Source organism: Streptomyces sp. CB03234, assembly GCF_001905885.1.
In the GTDB taxonomy this organism is placed as follows: Bacteria; Actinomycetota; Actinomycetes; order Streptomycetales; family Streptomycetaceae; genus Streptomyces.
Window position 1 is genome coordinate 747903 of sequence record NZ_LIYH01000003.1, and the last position, 14953, is coordinate 762855.

The following is a 14953-nucleotide window of genomic DNA, read 5'->3' on the forward strand; positions in this document are numbered from 1 at the left end:
GCCGCGTCGGGCGCCATGAGCTCATGGAAAACTTCGAACCGCCGGGACGCGCATATCGAAGAATGCTCATCGCCATTTACGGACGGGGAAAAGGGAGCACCGAGAAGAACGAGCGAGTGCCCCGCCCGATGGGGCGGGGCACTCGCATTCCGTACGGACCGGCAGCGGGGGTTCTACCGGACCGGACGCAGGGACACGGGCAGACTGCTGTACCCGTGCAGGAAATTGGAGTGGATGGGCACGGCGGGGCCGATGAGCGCGGCGTCCTCGACGTGCGTGCGCAGGGCGCTCAGCAGGGCGTGGATCTCGGCCCGGCCCAGGTAGGCGCCGAGGCAGAAGTGCGGCCCGTAGCCGAAGGAGACGTGCTTGTTGGGGGTGCGGCCGAGGTCGAAGACCTCGGGGTCGGTGAAGACCTCCTCGTCGTAGTTGGCGGAGCTGTTCCAGAGGGTGACGACATCGCCGGCGCGGATGACCCGGCCGCCGATCTCCACGTCCTCCAGGGCGCGCCGCCCGAAGTGCATGGCGGGGCTCACCCAGCGCAGCACCTCCTCGACGGCGCTGTCCACGGTGACCTCGCCGGCTCTGAGCCGGCGCCACTGCTCGGGGTGCCTGATCAGCTCGTGCATCCCGCAGATCATGGACAGCCGGCTGGTCTCGTCGCCGCCGATGATGACGCTGTAGCAGTTGAAGACGATCTCCTGCTCGGTCAGCGGCCGGCCGTCGACGGTCGCGGTGGCGAGCACACTGACCACGTCGTCCCGGGGGTCGTCGCGCCGGTCTTCGGCCAGGTCGGAGAAGTACAGGAGGAGTTCGTTGCGGGCCACCACGGCGTCCTCGGCGGACCGGTCGGCCTCTTCCGCGCTCAGCGCCTCCTTGGTGAGGGACAGCAGGTAGTCGCGGTCGGCGGGCGGTACGCCGAGCAGGTCCGCGATGGTGGCCATCGGGATGTGCTCGGCGACGTCCTGGGCGAAGTCCACGGTGCCGCGCGCGACGGCCTCCCGCACCAGCCGGTCGGCGCGCTGCCGCACGCCCTCCACGACGGGTTCCAGCACGCGCGGGGCGAACGCCTTGAGCAGCAGGTTGCGCAGTTCGCGGTGGCGGCGCCCGTCGGTGACGGCGAGCATCTGGCCGGCCGCCGAGTCGCCGCCCTCGAGGAGGGTCGCCAGGACGTTGCCGCGCTCGGAGGTGAACCGCTTGTTGTCGCGGTACACCTCCATGATGTCGTGGTAGCGGGAGAGAACCCAGAAGCCGGGCACCGCGCGGCCCCGCACCGGGTGCCAGTGCACCGGCGCCTCCCGCCGGAACTCCCGCCACAGCGACACGAGTCCGTCCTTGTCGTTCAGGAAGGTCTGCGGGTCGGTCAGGTCGACGCCGGCCGCTGCACGCGGGGCGGTGGCGCCGGTGAAGGTGTCCATGGCCGTCGTCACGGTCAGGCCTTGCGCTGGGTCATGGCCACCAGCACCTTGCGGTCACCGGTGAAGGGGCGGCGGCCGTGCGAGGTGAGGATGTTGTCGATCATCAGGAGGTCGCCGGTGCGCCACGGCTCGGCCAGCGTGGTCTCGGCGTACGCGCCCTGGATGGTCTCGATCTCCTCGGCGCCGATCGGGCTGCCGTCGCCGTAGTAGGCGTTGCGGGGCAGGCCGTCCTCGCCGCAGATCTCCAGCAGGCCCTCTCGGACGGCCTGCGGCAGGGCCTCGACGTGGAAGAGGTGCGCCTGGTTGAACCAGACCTTCTTCCCGGTGACCGGGTGCACCGTCACGGCGGGCCGGCGCTGCCGGGTGCGCAGCACGTCCCCGTCCCACTCGGTCCGGATGCCGTGCTCGGCGCAGTAGTTCTCCACATGGCCCTTGTCGTCGCTCTGGAAGCCCTCCTGCCAGGACAGGCCCATGCCCGTGCGGTAGGTGCGGGTGTAGAGCACGCCCTTGTCCTCGAAGCGGCGCACCAGGTCGGCGGGCAGCTTCTCCAGCACGGCCCCGCTGTCCGCGACGGGAGTCTCGCCGCCGGTCTGCGCGGCGAGCGCACAGAAGAAGAACACGTTGTGCGGCCAGTTCTCCGAGTACGCGCTCTCGTTGTGCTGCGGGATGCTCTGGTCGGCCGGGTACTCGGTCGAGGTGTAGACCTTGCCGGTGACCCGGCTGCGCGGCGTGGAGCGCTCGTTGTACTCCAGGGTGGCGCCGCCGATCTCCTCGGCCAGGTCGGCGAGTTCCGCCTGCTCCACCAGGCCGCTGCCCTTGACCATGACCGCCGCGTGCTCGTACATCGCGGAGCGCAGGGCCTCGGCGTTGGCGGTGAACCAGGCCCGGTGGTCGCCGTCGTGGCGGGGGGTGACGCGCACCAGGCGGGTGCCGTTGCGCTCCGCGATCTCGGTGTCGGCGTCGGTGAAAGGCGTCTTCATCGGGATGTCAGTCCCTTTCCACGTCGAAGGTGTATCCGTCGGTGCTGGTGTGGTTGACCGGGTCGCCGGCCGCGTACTCGTAGGCGCTGTGGAACGGGTCCGGGGCGGAAACCGGCGCGGAGAACCGGCCGGTGTCCGGGTTGAGCACCCGGGTGCCGAGGACCACGTTGAAGAAGGAGCCCTCGTGCTCGGTGGCGACCTGGAACTGGCCGAGGCGGCCGTAGTCGTGGGAGCCCGGCATGTTGTCCGGGACGTGCTGCGGGTCGGGAGTGCCGTCGGCGCGCAGCGGCTCGCCGTAGAGCCCGTACTGGTAGAGCCCGCCGCGCTGCCGCCCATCGGCACCCGTGAGGGCGAAGACGTCCCCGCGCACGGTGGTGTGGCTCCAGGTCGTGCGGGCTGCGGCCGGGTCGCCGCCCGCAGCGCTGAGCACGAGTCCGCCGGGAAGCCGGACCACCCGGGTGAGCAGGCGCCGGTCGGTGCCGTTCAGCGCCAGGTCCACGTCGCCGTTGTCCGTGGAGGTGTGGGAGTAGTACACCGTGGAGCTGCCGGCCGCCGACCTCGCGGTGCGGCTGGTGAGGTGGTCCGCGATGTCCTGGCCGTACCTGACGTCGGCCGCACCCTCGCCGGTCACGGCGCCGCCCAGGTGGCGCTCGACGGTGTCCTGGCGCTGCGTCACCGTGCGGCCGCCGGCGGTGTAGCCGGAGAGGTGCCCGTTGAGGGTGTACGTGAAGCCGGTCAGCTCCCCGTCACCGAGCGCCGCGAGCAGCCGTCCGGACGCGTCGTAGCAGTAGGAGGTGGTACGGGTGCCGCGCGCTGAGCGGTCGGTGGCGACGGAGACGTTGCTCGCCGCGCCCGCTTCCGCCCGGGTGCCGGCCGGGCAGCCGGCCGCGGCGCGCGCCGTGAAGTCGCGGCCGTACTCGTGGCCGCCGATCCACGCCTGCACCAGCCGGCCCGCCGCGTCGTATCGGTAGTTGGGCCCGTCGGGCCGGGCGTCCTGTCCGGCGGTGCGCTCGTCGACGATGGTCCCGGACCGCGAGCGGGTGACCTCGGAGGGCAGGGAGCGCCCGTCCGCGAGGGTCCAGTTCTTGGTGGTCAGCCGGCCGGCGGCGTCGCGGGCCAGCTCCAGGCGGGTGCCGTTGGCGTAGCGGACCTTCTCCAGCGCGCCGGCGGCGTCGTAGGAGGCGTCCGCGAGACGGGTGCCGTTCAGGGTCACCGAGATCTTGCGTCCGGCGGCGTCGTAGCCGGTCTGCAGGGTCTGCGGGCGGTCCGCCGGGTTCGGCGCAACGGTGCGCTCCGCGACGGCGCGCCCGGCCCGGTCGAGGTCGAGCACGGTGTGGGTGCCCTGGGTGTCGGTGTACTGGACGCGCCGGCCGAGCAGGTCGGTGACGATGACCAGGGTCTGGCCGGGCGTCCGGGCCACGGTGGTCAGGGGGTCGCCGTGGTGGGCGTGGTCGTAGACGACGTCACGGGCCGGCAGGTGGGCGTTGCCCTCGATCTTCATGCCGGTCATCCGGCCGCGCGCGTCGTAGCTCACGCACGTCCACTTGTCGCCGCCGAAGTTGACGGCGACGGGCAGCCCGCGCGCACTGAAGACGAACTTCTCGACCCGGCCGGGGCCGCTCGCCGGGGCGGGCAGTGTGACCGACTTCGGCAGCCCGCGCTGCGGCGCCGGGTCGTCCTCCTCGGTGCAGGGGTTGTCGGCGCTCTCGTCGGTGCCGTAATACGCGTACTCCTGCCGGGCTCCGTCGGGTCCGGTCTTGGCGACCGGCCGGAACGCCTCGTCAAAGGAGTACAGCGTCTTGAGCGCCAGCCCCCCGGGGTCGGTCTCGGTGCCGAACGGCAGCCCCTGCTCGCTGAGCAGGTTACGGGTGACCAGGTGCGGCACGCCGTCGGTGTCGGCACGTTCGGCCGTCACTCCCTCGGGGCCGTACGCGGTCGTGGTGGACGGCACCTTCTCGCACCCCTGCGGGGCGGGTGCCAGCGGCTTCAGGTCGGGGCCGAAGCAGGACGCGGGGCCCGGGCCGTAGGCGCCGACGGGCAGGCCGGCCTCGTTGTGGACGGTCGTCGTCATCCGCCCGGCCGCGTCGGTGACCGAGGCGGGCTGGTCCGCGGCGGTCCAGGTCTGCCGGACCGTGCGACCGGTGGCGTCGGTGTCGTCGGTCAGCCGGCCGGCGGCGTCGAAGCCGACTTTCCTGGCCCAGCCGTGGGGAGAGGCCAGGCCGGCGACGCGGACCTCGGTGACGCCGGGGGTGTAGGCGTAGCTGCGCTGCGGCCGGCGGTCGGGGCGCAGCACGTTGCCGGTGGGTTCGGGCGCGGTGATCCGGGCCGCCTGTGCGGTGCCGGGGCGGTACTCGATACGGAACTGGGCCGCCGGGGTGTCGCGTAGCGAGGGCGCCACCCCGACCCAGTCGGTGAGCAGCGGCGTGCGGACGGCGACCAGCCGGTGGTCGGCGGTGAACCCGAAGTCGGTGGTCTCCCCGCCGGGGTTGACGACCCGGGTCAGGGTGCCGCCCCGGTACAGGAGCCGGCTGGTCCCGGCGCCCGGGACCCGCACGGCGCACACGTAGCCGGCGGGCGCGCCGCTGTCGTCCCCGCACTCCGGGCTGCCGGCGTAGAGGAACCGCAGGCCGTCCTCCTCGGCAGCCTTGATCCGAGCGGCGGTGTCCTCGGCCGCCCTGTTCCGGGGTGTCTTGTTTCCGGGTGCCTCGTTCCGGTGGGCCTTGCTCCGGGGCGCGGCGGCCCTGCCCTCGCGGCCGGCCGCGCGTTCTCCCGCCGCCCCCGCGAGGAGGTGGCCGCCGGGTGCGGTGAGCCCGGTGGGCCCGTCCTGCCCAGCCGGGGCGGCCTCGGCCGGTGCGGCGGCCCCGGCGGTGGTCTCCGGGCCCGTCGCCGCAGGGCTGACCGTCCAGCCCGGCGGGAGGACCGCGCCGGACGGGGTCAGCCAGGAGGACGGGACGGGGGCGGCTCGGTCGGTGCCGGCGATCCAGAGGGCGAGGTGGTCCGCGTCGGCGGGGCGCCGGTACTCGACGGTGATGGTGTGGGCGCGGCCGCCCCTGAGGGTGACCTCCTTGCCGTAGACCGGCCGGGCGCCGGTGCCGGTCTTCCGGTTCCAGTCGTCGTGGACGGGCCTGCCGTCGATGAGGACGCGCAGGCCGCCCGCGTAACTGCCGCCCAGCCGGTAGCGGCCGGTGGCAGGCACGGTGAGACTTCCGGTCCAGCGGGCACGGAAGGCGCCTTGGGGGGACTCGGCGCCCCAGCGGAAGCCGACGGCGCTGTCGGTCCGCACGGTCTGCGGCTTCTCGGCGGCGCCGATGCCGCCGCCGGAGTCGCCCGCGTAGTAGGCGCCGGTGAGCCCCGAAGCGGCCTGCACGGCCAGCGAGTCGTAGGTGAACGTGGCGCCGAGCGGGCCGGCTCCGGTCTGGGTCCGGCCGGTGTCCACGGAGACGGTGGCGTTGCCGTTGGCGAGGTTGACCGTGACCGGGCCGAGGGTGTCGGAGGGGGCGGGGCCGCCCGGGGCGAGCGCGCCGAGGCGCTGGTTGACCGTGAAGGTGCGGGCGGGGGCGTCCTGGCCGACGGCGCCGGAGCGGTCCCGGGTGCGCAGGGTCCAGCGGTAGGAGCCGCCGTCCTTGAGCACGCCCGCCGGTACGGTCCACCGAGGCTCCGGCCGCCAGCCGGATGAGGTCACCTGGCCGGCACGCGGGCCGTCGCCGGTGCCGAGGACGAACTCGTAGGCCACCGCGCCGCTCTGCGGCTGCGCGGTCAGCTCGGTCCGGGCGCCGGCCAGCACCGCGCCGTCGGCGGGTCCGGCCGGGGCGGACGCGCCGCCCCGGTCCGACGCGGCGGCCGGTGCGACGGCTCCGGTGCCGCTGAAGTCACCTTCCGGCCAGACCGGTTGCGCCGGGAGCCCGGCGGGGGCGGGCAGCAGCCCCGCGCCGGACGCCGGCTTCGCCTTCGCGTCCGCCCCCGGCGCCTGGGCGCCGAGGAGCGTGACCGACAGCGCCACGGTGGCCGACGACGCGGCCAGCGCTCTGAGTCGTCTTCCGGTGCGAGGCATGCCTGCTCACCACTCCAAAACTCGGGATACGCCAACGGCACCAGATGCTGTCAGCGGCCCGGTCCCGGCCTGAAGTCCGTTGCGAATCTTTGAATACGATCCGCTGGTTGAGCAGCGTGCGGCGGGGATACGGTACTTGGCGTGACCATCCGTATTCTTCTCGCAGACGACCAGGAATCCGTTCGGGTGGGTTTCCGGTTGATTCTGGATTCCCAGCCCGACATGGAAGTCATCGGTGAAGCCGCCGACGGCCTGCAGGCGGTGGAACTCGCCGCGAAACTCCGGCCCGACGTCGTGCTCGCCGATATCCGCATGCCCCGGCTGGACGGCCTGGAGGTCACCCGGAGACTAGCGGGGCCCGAGGCCGCGGACCCGCTGCGGGTCGTCGTGGTGACCACCTTCGACCTCGACGAGTACGTCCACACCGCGCTGCACAACGGCGCATGCGGCTTCCTGTTGAAGCGGTCCGGGCCGGCCCTGCTGGTGGAGGCGGTGCGGGCGGCGGTGGCGGGCGACACGATGATCAGCCCTTCGATCACCGTACGGCTGCTGAAGCACCTGCAGAACCCGTCCCGGGGCCGGGCCCCGCAGCCTCTGGAGGCGCTGACCGAACGGGAGACCGAGATAGCCCGGCTGGTGGCCAAGGGCCTGACGAACGCCGAGATCGGCACCGAGCTGTTCATCTCGCCCGGCACGGCCAAGACACACATCGCCAACATCCAGCGGAAGCTGGACGCCCGCAACCGGGTCGGTATCGCCGCCTGGGTGTGGGACAGCGGCCTGGTGGGCTGATCCGGCCGCCGCCCTCGCGGGACTCCCGCGTCAGACCGTGCAGACGCCCTTCATGCTGTCGATGAGGGCGAGGACCGCGCGGGCGGACGGCAGGATCATGCGCCCTTCCCGGGTGAGCCGGGCACCCGTGGAATCCCGGGTGAAGAGTTTCGTCCCCAGTACCTGTTCCAGGCATTTGATCTGGTAGCTGATCGCGGGCTGCGAATAGCCCAGGGCCCTCGCCGCCTGGTCCATACGGCCGATTTCGGCCACGGACACGAAGGCGCGGAACTCCCTCTCGTGCATCTCTCCCCCTGTTTCTTCTGCGATCGGCCGGAGCCGGCCTCATCGTGGTGCGGCCGCCGCGTGTCGCGGCCACCCGGTGCGTTCCGGCCACTGGCCAACCCGATGAGTTCCACTCCATATCAGCTCAATGAAAGTTGAGCGGCAACGCCCGGTGCAGGAAGCTGCCGTGTCCGTCGTCCTTCCCCGCCGAGCGGGCATTCCCGGAACACCCGAGCGCCCCGAGGAGGTCTCCTCGGGGCGCTTAGCTGTCAGTCCGGCCCCTGCCGGGGCGGTCGGTCAGCCGTGGCTGATGGCGGTCAGGACGTTCAGCCTGGCTCCCCGGCGGGCGGGGGCGATCGAGGCGAGCACCCCGACGAGCGCGGCACCGATCAGGTAGCCGGCCATCTGGCCCCAGGGCAGTGACAGGGTGCTGACGCCCTGGTCCTTCATGGCGTGGGCCGTCGCGAGTCCGAGCAGCGCGCCGACCGCCACACCGAGCACCGCGCCGAAGAGCGAGATCACCACCGACTCAGTCATGATCATGCGGATGGTCTGGCCGCGGCTCAGCCCGATGGCCCGCAGGGTGCCGAGCTCCCGGGTGCGCTCCAGAACGGACAGGGCGAGGGTGTTGACGATGCCGAGGATCGCGATCAGCATCGCCACGCCCAGCAGGCCCTGGACGACCACCAGCATCATCGCCATGCCGCTGCTGAACATCTCGATCACGTCGGCCTTGGTCTTGACCGTGACCTCGGGGCTGTCCTTCAGCAGCGCCTCGATCCGCGGCTTGACGTCGGCGGCGGCGGCGCCGTCGGCGAGGCGGAAGTACGCCTGGGAGGGTTGCGCGGCGCGGAAGCCGGCCGCGGCGTCGGTCCAGGGCACCACCACCGAGTTGGCCAGCGTGGAGTTGGCGAAGATGCCCGCGACCTTGTAGGTGTGCGGCTCGCCGCGCTGGAGCTGGACGGTGAGGGTGTCGCCGACCTTGAGCGCCTTGTCCTTGGCGGTGCCGGCGTTCAGCACGACCGAGCCGGCCTCCAGGGAGTCGATGGAGCCCTCCTCGGCACGCAGTCCGAGGACTTCCCGGGCCTTGCCCCAGTCCTGCCAGGCGGACACCCCCGCACTGTCCTTGGCTGCGGTGGCGCCCTTGCTCAGCGCGGCCGTGTCGAACATCCCCGCCGCGACCGTCCGTACGCCCGGCACCGTCGCGGCCTGCTCCAGCGCCGCCGGGTCGATCGAGGCGTTCTTGACGTCACCGGCCTCGGCCATGGCTACCAGACCGGCCCGCAGGTCACGGGTGATGTCCTTGGAGACGCTGTCCTCGGAGGAGGCGGCCACGGTGCTGATGGCGGTGACCAGCGCGACGCCGATCATCATCGCGGAGGCGGTGACGGCGGTGCGGCGGGGGTTGCGGGCCGAGTTGCCGCGGCCCAGTTCGCCGGGCACCGAGCGGGCGAACAGCGACCCGAGCGCCCATACCGTGGGCTTGCTGAACAGCGGCGTGAGCAGAGCGACGCCGATGAAGGCCAGCAGGACACCGGTCAGGATCAGGCCGATGCCGCCGTCGCCCAGCAGGCCGAAGCCGAGAGCGAGTACGCCGAGTCCGGTGAGGACCGCGCCGGTCCAGGTCTGCTTGGTGCCCTTGCCCTCGGGTGCCGCGGCCGAGCGGATGACCGCGATCGGCGGCACCTTGGACGCCTTGAGTGCCGGGAGGAGCGCGGCGGCCATCGTGACCAGGATGCCCACGGCGAAAGAGGTGATCACGGCGCTCATGGGCACTCCGAGGGAGGCCACGGTCAGACCGTCCGTGGCCTGGCCGAGGAGGCCGGACCCGAGCGCGCCGATCCCGATGCCGGCGGCGAGGCCGAGCGCGGAGGAGACCAGCCCCACCGCGAAGGACTCCATCAGCACCGAGTTGATCATCTGGCGGCGACTGGCACCGATGGCGCGCAGCAGGGCCAGCTCGCGCATTCGCTGGGCGATGATGATGGAGAACGTGTTGACGATCAGGAAGACACCGACCAGCACGGCGACGGCGGCGAAGCCCAGCAGGATCTGGCTCATCAGGTCCAGCACGCCGCGCGACGTGTCGGAGTCCCGCTTGGCCAGTTCCTTCCCGGTGGCCACCTCGAAGCCGGCGCCCAGCTCCTTGGCCAGCGCGGACTTGACGGCTGTGGCGGAGGCACCGGCCGCGGTCTCCACCGCGATGCCGGAGTAGCCGCCGGGCGCGCCGAGCATCAGGCGCTGGGCGACCGGCTCGGTGAAGGCCACGGTCTGCTCTCCGCCGATGGAGTCGCGGTCACCCGAGTAGCCGAAGACACCGGCCACAGTGAAGCTCTGCTTGGGCTCCTTGGTCAGCACGTCGATGCGATCGCCGACCTTGAGACCGGCCTTCTCGGCCAGCGCGGCGTTGACCGCCACCTCGCTCTCGGCGCCCGGCGCCCGGCCCGAGCGGAGCGTGAGCAGCCCGCTCTCGCCGCGCCACGCCTCGCCGTAGCGGGGGCCGCCGGTGCTGCCGACGACCTTTCCGTCCTTGCCCAGCACCCGGGCGCCCTCGGCCTTGACCAGGCCCCGGGCCTGGGCGACCCCGGAGACCTTGGCGACCCGCTCCAGCACGTCCTGGCCGGCGGGCAGGACGACCGCGCTGTCACCGGTTGCCGCGTCCACCTTGGGCTTGTGGGCCACATGCAGGGCCATGTCGTCGTACGCGCCGGCGAACTGGGCGTCGAAGGAGCGGCCGAGGGTGTCCTTGATGACCAGCGAGCCGGACACGAACATCACCGCGAGCACCACGGCGAGTCCGGAGAGCACCAGTCTGAGTTTGCGGGAGAACAGGCTCTTGAGTGTCACGCTGAGCATCAGGCGGCCTGGCCCTTCTTCACGTCGATCCGCCGCATCGTGTCGAGCACGTCGTCCGCGGTCGGCTCGCGCAGCTCGGCCACGATCCCGCCGTCGGCGAGGAAGACCACGCGGTCGGCGTAGGAGGCGGCCTTCGGGTCGTGGGTGACCATGACGATGGTCTGGCCGAGGGTGCGGACCGAGTGCTGAAGGAACGTGAGCACTTCGGTGCCGGAGGTGGAGTCCAGGTTGCCGGTCGGCTCGTCGGCGAAGATGACCTCGGGCTGGGAGACCAGTGCGCGGGCGCAGGCGACACGCTGCTGCTGGCCGCCGGAGAGCTCGGTCGGCCGGTGGCCGAGCCGCTGGCCGAGGCCCACGGTGTCCACCACCCGGTCAAACCAGTCCTGCGACGGCTTGCGGCCGGCGATCTTCAGCGGGAGCAGGATGTTCTCCTCCGCGGTCAGCATCGGCAGCAGGTTGAACTGCTGGAAGATGAAGCCGATTCTGCTCCGGCGGAGCTCGGTCAGCTCCTTGTCCGACAGCCCGCTCACGCAGGCGTCGCCGATGAACACCTCCCCCGAGGTCAGGTTGTCGAGTCCGGCCAGGCAGTGCATAAGCGTGGACTTGCCGGAGCCGGAGGGCCCCATGATGGCGGTGAACTCGCCGCTGTGGAACTCGACGTCGACTCCGCGCAGTGCGGCAACCTGGGCCTCTCCTTCGCCGTAGAGTTTGGTGACGCCCATCGCGCGGGCGGCGGTCTGACGCTTTGTCGACGTCGAAATGGTTGCGGTCACACGACTCACACTCCTCGGTACTTGCTGGGGGGAATTCGGCTGGGGAGGGACCGGTGCGCCATGCGCCGTGTCCGGTGGTGTCCATTCCGGATCACGCCGGATTCCGGTGCATCCGGATTCCGGTGCATCCGGATTCCGGCGTGATCCGGGGTGATGTCTGGAGATTAGAAGCGGGTCAGCCGTGCCACATCTGCCGAACGGCATAGATGCTCTCCCCGCCGCCGAGCGCGGCACGATTCCAGATAGGACCTTTGAATCCAGCACTGCGGCCGGCTCCGGAGCGGGCCTACCGTGCCGGACGGACAGCGGGCCGGAGAGCGGCTCCACCACCCGACGGGGACGGCACGGAGGACGGACATGACGGGCAGCACGCGGACTCTCTCCAAGTACTGGATGCTCACCAACGACTTCACGCAGAACCCGTATCCGGTCCTGGAGTACGTCCGCCGGGAGAGCCCGGTGCGGGAGCTGTCGATGCCGGGCGGCGGCCGGGCGTGGGTGGTGACCCGGTACGAGGACGCCAAGGCCGCGCTCGCCGACCCCCGGCTCAGCCGCGACATCCACGTGCAGTACGAGCTGATGTCGGAGCGCTCCGGGCGCACCCTGGTCCCGCCGCCCGAGGAGGCCAACCACCTGGCCAACCTCGAGCCGCCGCGGCACACCCCGCTGCGCAAGGCGATCAGCTTCGCCTTCACCCCGCGCCGCGCCGAGGCGCTGCGCCCGCGCATCGAGGAGATCGCCGACGAACTGCTGGACGGGCTGGCCCCGCAGGCCCGCCCCGACCTGATCGCGGGATACGCCGACCCGCTGCCGGTCATCGTGATCGCCGAGCTGATGGGCGTGCCCGCCGACTCCTGGCCGGACTTCCTGCGCTGGTCCACGGCGCTGCGCACGCATTCCCCCGCCGAGGGGTCCGGCGTGCTGGACCGCAGCATCCAGGAACTGTCCGCGTACATGTCCGACCTGATCGCCCGCAAGGAGCAGGAGCCCGGCGAGGACCTGCTGTCCGCGCTGATCCACGCGGACGAGGAGCGCCGGCTCACCCGTACGGAGATCCTCTCGACCGGCTTCGCGCTGATGACCGGCGGCAACGACACCACCGCGAGCCTCGTCGGCGGGGTGATCGCCGCCCTGCTCACCCATCCGGCGGAGCGCACCGAGCTGCTGTCCGAGCCCGGCCGGTGGGGCAGGTCGATGGACGAGCTGATCCGTTACGTCAGCCCGATCGCCAACGCCCTCCAGCGGGTCACGACCGAGCCGGTGGAGCTGGGCGGCGTGACCATCCCGGCGAAGGAGGTCGTCATCATCAGCGTGATGTCCACCAACCGCGACACCGGGCAGTTCCCCGACCACCCCGACGAGCTGGACCTGACCCGCTCCAAGCCTGCACACCTCAGCTTCGGCTTCGGCATCCACTACTGCTCGGGCGCCCACCTGGCGAAGCTGATCACCGAGATCGGCGCCCGGCGGCTCTTCGAGCGCTTCCCGGACGTGCGTCTCGCGGTCGGCCCCGAGGAGCTGCGCTACCAACAGAACGTGGTGGTCCGTCCGCTGGCGGAGCTGCCCGTACGCCTCTGAAGTCCTCTGCAAATCCCCTCTGCCGGGTCCCGGGCGCGGGCGGCCGTCGGCACGACGGTCAGCCCGCTCTGCGCATGGCCGTGTAGAGCGCCCGCAGCGTCAGGATCGCGCTCAGGGCGAGGACGTGGTATCCGATCACCGGGAAGAGCTCCAGCTGCGGGGTGAGCCGCGGGCCTCTCCCCGTGCCGAAGACCAGCAGCACCACGCCCATCATGCCGGTGCACGCGGCCAGCAGGGTGACCGTCACCTGGTGGACCAGGCCGGAGACGAAGCTGCGCTCGCGTTCGTCGGCGAGCATACGGACCCGCACCGCAAGCCTGCCCTCCTCCAGTGCGGCGCTGATGCGCTCCGCGCGGCGCGGCAGCCGGCGCAGCATCGGCAGCACGTGCAGCACCTCCTGGGCCGCGTCCCGGGCCAGCGCCGTGAGCTCCGGCGAGGCGAAGCGGTGTCCGCCGGCGGTGCCGTTCCCGTCGGGGCGGCCGCCCGCGGGGCCCGGCCCCAGGCCCAGCCGTTCGGTGAGCGCACCGACCGCGAAGCTCCGGGCCTCGTTCAGGAGGCTGAAGCCGGGGGCGAACTGGGCGAGGGTGCCCTCGATGGTGGCCAGGGCCCGGAAGACCGCCGCGATCTCCGGCGGCACGGCGAGCCCGAACCGGGCCAGCATCCGGAACAGCGCGGTGAAGGTCTCGCTGTCCGGCTGGGCACCCGCGCCCAGGTGCCGGGCCATGAACCGGCCCAGCTCCCGCTCCAGTTGCAGCGGATCGGGCATCAGGTCCTCGTGGGTGGAGGCCCGGGTGCCCAGCAGCGTGATCAGTGCGTCGTGCAGCCCCGCCGGGTCCCCCCGGTCGATGGCGACGAGCAGTTCCTGGATGGCGAGCCGCACCGCGGGGTCGATCCGGCCGACCGAACCGAAGTCGAGCAGTCCGATCCGGCCGTCGGCCAGCAGCAGCATGTTCCCTGGGTGCGGGTCGGCGTGGAAGACGCCCACCCGCAGAATCTGGTGGAGCATGCTCGCGAACGCCGTCCGGGCCAGCGCCTCGCGGTCGAGCCCGCGGCTCCGGGCCGCCTCCGCCGCGCGCTCCAGCGTGACCCCCTCCATCCACTCCTGCACCAGCACCCGGGCGGAGGTGTGGGCGAGGTGCACCCGCGGGATGCGCACCGCGGCGTCGGCGGCATATCCGCCGCACGCTGCCGCGACGGCCTGGGAGTTGCGCGCCTCGATACGGAAATCCAGTTCCTCGCGGACCGACTCGGCGAATCCGTCGCCCAGTTCGCGCAGGCCCAGCGCCTGTGCGGAGCGGGTACGGCTCTGCAGCCCGCGGGTGATGGCCAGGACGATGTCGAGGTCGCGCTCGACGGCCTCCCGGATGCCGGGCCGCTGCACCTTCACCACCACGGTCGGGCCGCCGCGCAGCCGGGCCCGGTGCACCTGGGCGATGGAGGCGGCGGCCAACGGGACGTGCTCGATCCACTCGAAGACCTCGGAGACGGGCCGGCCCAGGTCCTTGTGGAGCACCGCCTCCACCTCGGGCCAGGGGGACGGCGGCACGCTGCTCTGGAGCCGGCTCAGCTCGTCGATGAAATGCGCCGGCAGCAGGTCGCGCCGGGTGGACAGCACCTGGCCCAGCTTGATCAACGCGCCGCCGCACTCCTCCAGCGCCAGCCGCAGCGAGCGGGCCGACTGCTCGCCGTACTCCCCCGGCCGCATGGCCCGGTCCAGCCGGCTGCGGCCGCGCAGCATCCGGCTCAGGCCGTGCCGCATGAAGATCCGGCTGATCTGGGAGTAGCGCCGTGCCCGGCGGGCTCGGGCACCCAGGCCCCGCAGCCACTGCATGGGGCGGGCCCAGCTCCCGTACGGGACGCAGACCTCGACCAGCACCAGGGTGATCATCGCGGCGAGCAGGGAGACCGCGACCTGCACCGTGGACAGGACGCCCCGGTTCTCCTCCCCCTTGATCACCTGGCTGACGACGGCCAGCGTGCCGAAGCCGACCGCCCCTGCGAAGAGAGTGCGCAGCGGCCCCACGGAGACGCCGAGGAGTCCGCGGGAGAGGAAGGAGACGCCCAGGACCCCGGCGGTGAGCATGACCCCCGCGGCCAGGGTCAGGGTCACGATCAGGGGTATCTGATCGAAGCCGACGGCCAGTTCGCGCATGGTGGTCTCCCTCGGTAGGTCGCGGGAAACCCTAGGCCGCGGGACCTGGCGGGGCGGAGCGTCATGGCAGCTTCATGCCGCTTCCGGGCGTC

At 72.1% G+C, this 14953-nt stretch carries 9 protein-coding genes; 2 read left to right on the top strand and 7 right to left on the bottom strand.

Translation table 11 applies throughout. The features are described 5' to 3' along the window. Positions 1 to 173: 173 nt before the first annotated feature. From AMK26_RS16335 to AMK26_RS16345, 3 genes are read right to left on the bottom strand one after another with little or no spacing between them, the layout of a single operon-like run. Positions 174 to 1415 carry a cytochrome P450 gene (locus tag AMK26_RS16335; RefSeq protein ID WP_073755545.1) on the bottom strand — a complete coding sequence of 414 codons (1242 nt, stop codon included), beginning with the start codon at positions 1413 to 1415 and terminating at the stop codon, positions 174 to 176. A 14-nt stretch (positions 1416 to 1429) separates the two neighbouring features. Beyond that, entirely contained in the window at positions 1430 to 2395 is a 966-nt protein-coding gene (locus AMK26_RS16340; protein ID WP_073755352.1) for a TauD/TfdA family dioxygenase, read from the bottom strand. Between the two features lie 7 nt (positions 2396 to 2402). After that, on the bottom strand, positions 2403 to 6446 hold the full coding sequence (locus tag AMK26_RS16345; RefSeq protein WP_073755353.1) for a PA14 domain-containing protein: 4044 nt from the start codon (positions 6444 to 6446) through the stop codon (positions 2403 to 2405). A gap of 141 nt (positions 6447 to 6587) precedes the next feature. On the opposite strand from AMK26_RS16345, the gene AMK26_RS16350 reads away from it, so the two are divergent. Continuing rightward, the gene (locus AMK26_RS16350) at positions 6588 to 7238 is read left to right on the top strand and encodes a response regulator (RefSeq protein WP_073755354.1); all 651 of its coding nucleotides are present in this window, start codon (positions 6588 to 6590) and stop codon (positions 7236 to 7238) included. Between the two features lie 30 nt (positions 7239 to 7268). On the opposite strand, the gene AMK26_RS16355 is transcribed toward AMK26_RS16350, so the two are convergent. The 3 genes from AMK26_RS16355 to AMK26_RS16365 all read right to left on the bottom strand — a co-directional run bounded on the left by AMK26_RS16355 (position 7269) and on the right by AMK26_RS16365 (position 11131). Continuing rightward, a complete protein-coding gene (locus AMK26_RS16355; protein WP_073755355.1) occupies positions 7269 to 7523 on the bottom strand; it encodes a LysR family transcriptional regulator in 255 nt (84 codons plus the stop codon). 276 nt (positions 7524 to 7799) lie between these two features. Continuing rightward, the gene (locus tag AMK26_RS16360) at positions 7800 to 10358 is read right to left on the bottom strand and encodes an ABC transporter permease (RefSeq protein WP_073755356.1); all 2559 of its coding nucleotides are present in this window, start codon (positions 10356 to 10358) and stop codon (positions 7800 to 7802) included. Next, on the bottom strand, positions 10358 to 11131 hold the full coding sequence (locus tag AMK26_RS16365) for an ABC transporter ATP-binding protein (protein WP_073755357.1): 774 nt from the start codon (positions 11129 to 11131) through the stop codon (positions 10358 to 10360). The genes AMK26_RS16360 and AMK26_RS16365 overlap by 1 nt, the downstream gene beginning before the upstream one ends. Positions 11132 to 11488: 357 nt before the next feature. Here AMK26_RS16365 and AMK26_RS16370 point away from each other — a divergent pair, with 357 nt between their 5' ends. Next, a complete protein-coding gene (locus AMK26_RS16370; RefSeq protein ID WP_073755358.1) occupies positions 11489 to 12709 on the top strand; it encodes a cytochrome P450 family protein in 1221 nt (406 codons plus the stop codon). 58 nt (positions 12710 to 12767) lie between these two features. On the opposite strand, the gene AMK26_RS16375 is transcribed toward AMK26_RS16370, so the two are convergent. Continuing rightward, positions 12768 to 14861 carry an ABC1 kinase family protein gene (locus tag AMK26_RS16375; RefSeq protein WP_073755359.1) on the bottom strand — a complete coding sequence of 698 codons (2094 nt, stop codon included), beginning with the start codon at positions 14859 to 14861 and terminating at the stop codon, positions 12768 to 12770. Positions 14862 to 14953: the final 92 nt, after the last annotated feature.

Bases quoted from the DNA above. Each gene is read 5' to 3' on its own strand.
- AMK26_RS16345 (WP_073755353.1), bottom strand. From the start codon at position 6,446: ATGCCTCGCACCGGAAGACGACTCAGAGCGCTGGCCGCGTCGTCGGCC.
- AMK26_RS16335 (WP_073755545.1), bottom strand. From the start codon at position 1,415: ATGGACACCTTCACCGGCGCCACCGCCCCGCGTGCAGCGGCCGGCGTC.
- AMK26_RS16340 (WP_073755352.1), bottom strand. From the start codon at position 2,395: ATGAAGACGCCTTTCACCGACGCCGACACCGAGATCGCGGAGCGCAAC.
- AMK26_RS16360 (WP_073755356.1), bottom strand. From the start codon at position 10,358: ATGCTCAGCGTGACACTCAAGAGCCTGTTCTCCCGCAAACTCAGACTG.
- AMK26_RS16375 (WP_073755359.1), bottom strand. From the start codon at position 14,861: ATGCGCGAACTGGCCGTCGGCTTCGATCAGATACCCCTGATCGTGACC.
- AMK26_RS16355 (WP_073755355.1), bottom strand. From the start codon at position 7,523: ATGCACGAGAGGGAGTTCCGCGCCTTCGTGTCCGTGGCCGAAATCGGC.
- AMK26_RS16370 (WP_073755358.1), top strand. From the start codon at position 11,489: ATGACGGGCAGCACGCGGACTCTCTCCAAGTACTGGATGCTCACCAAC.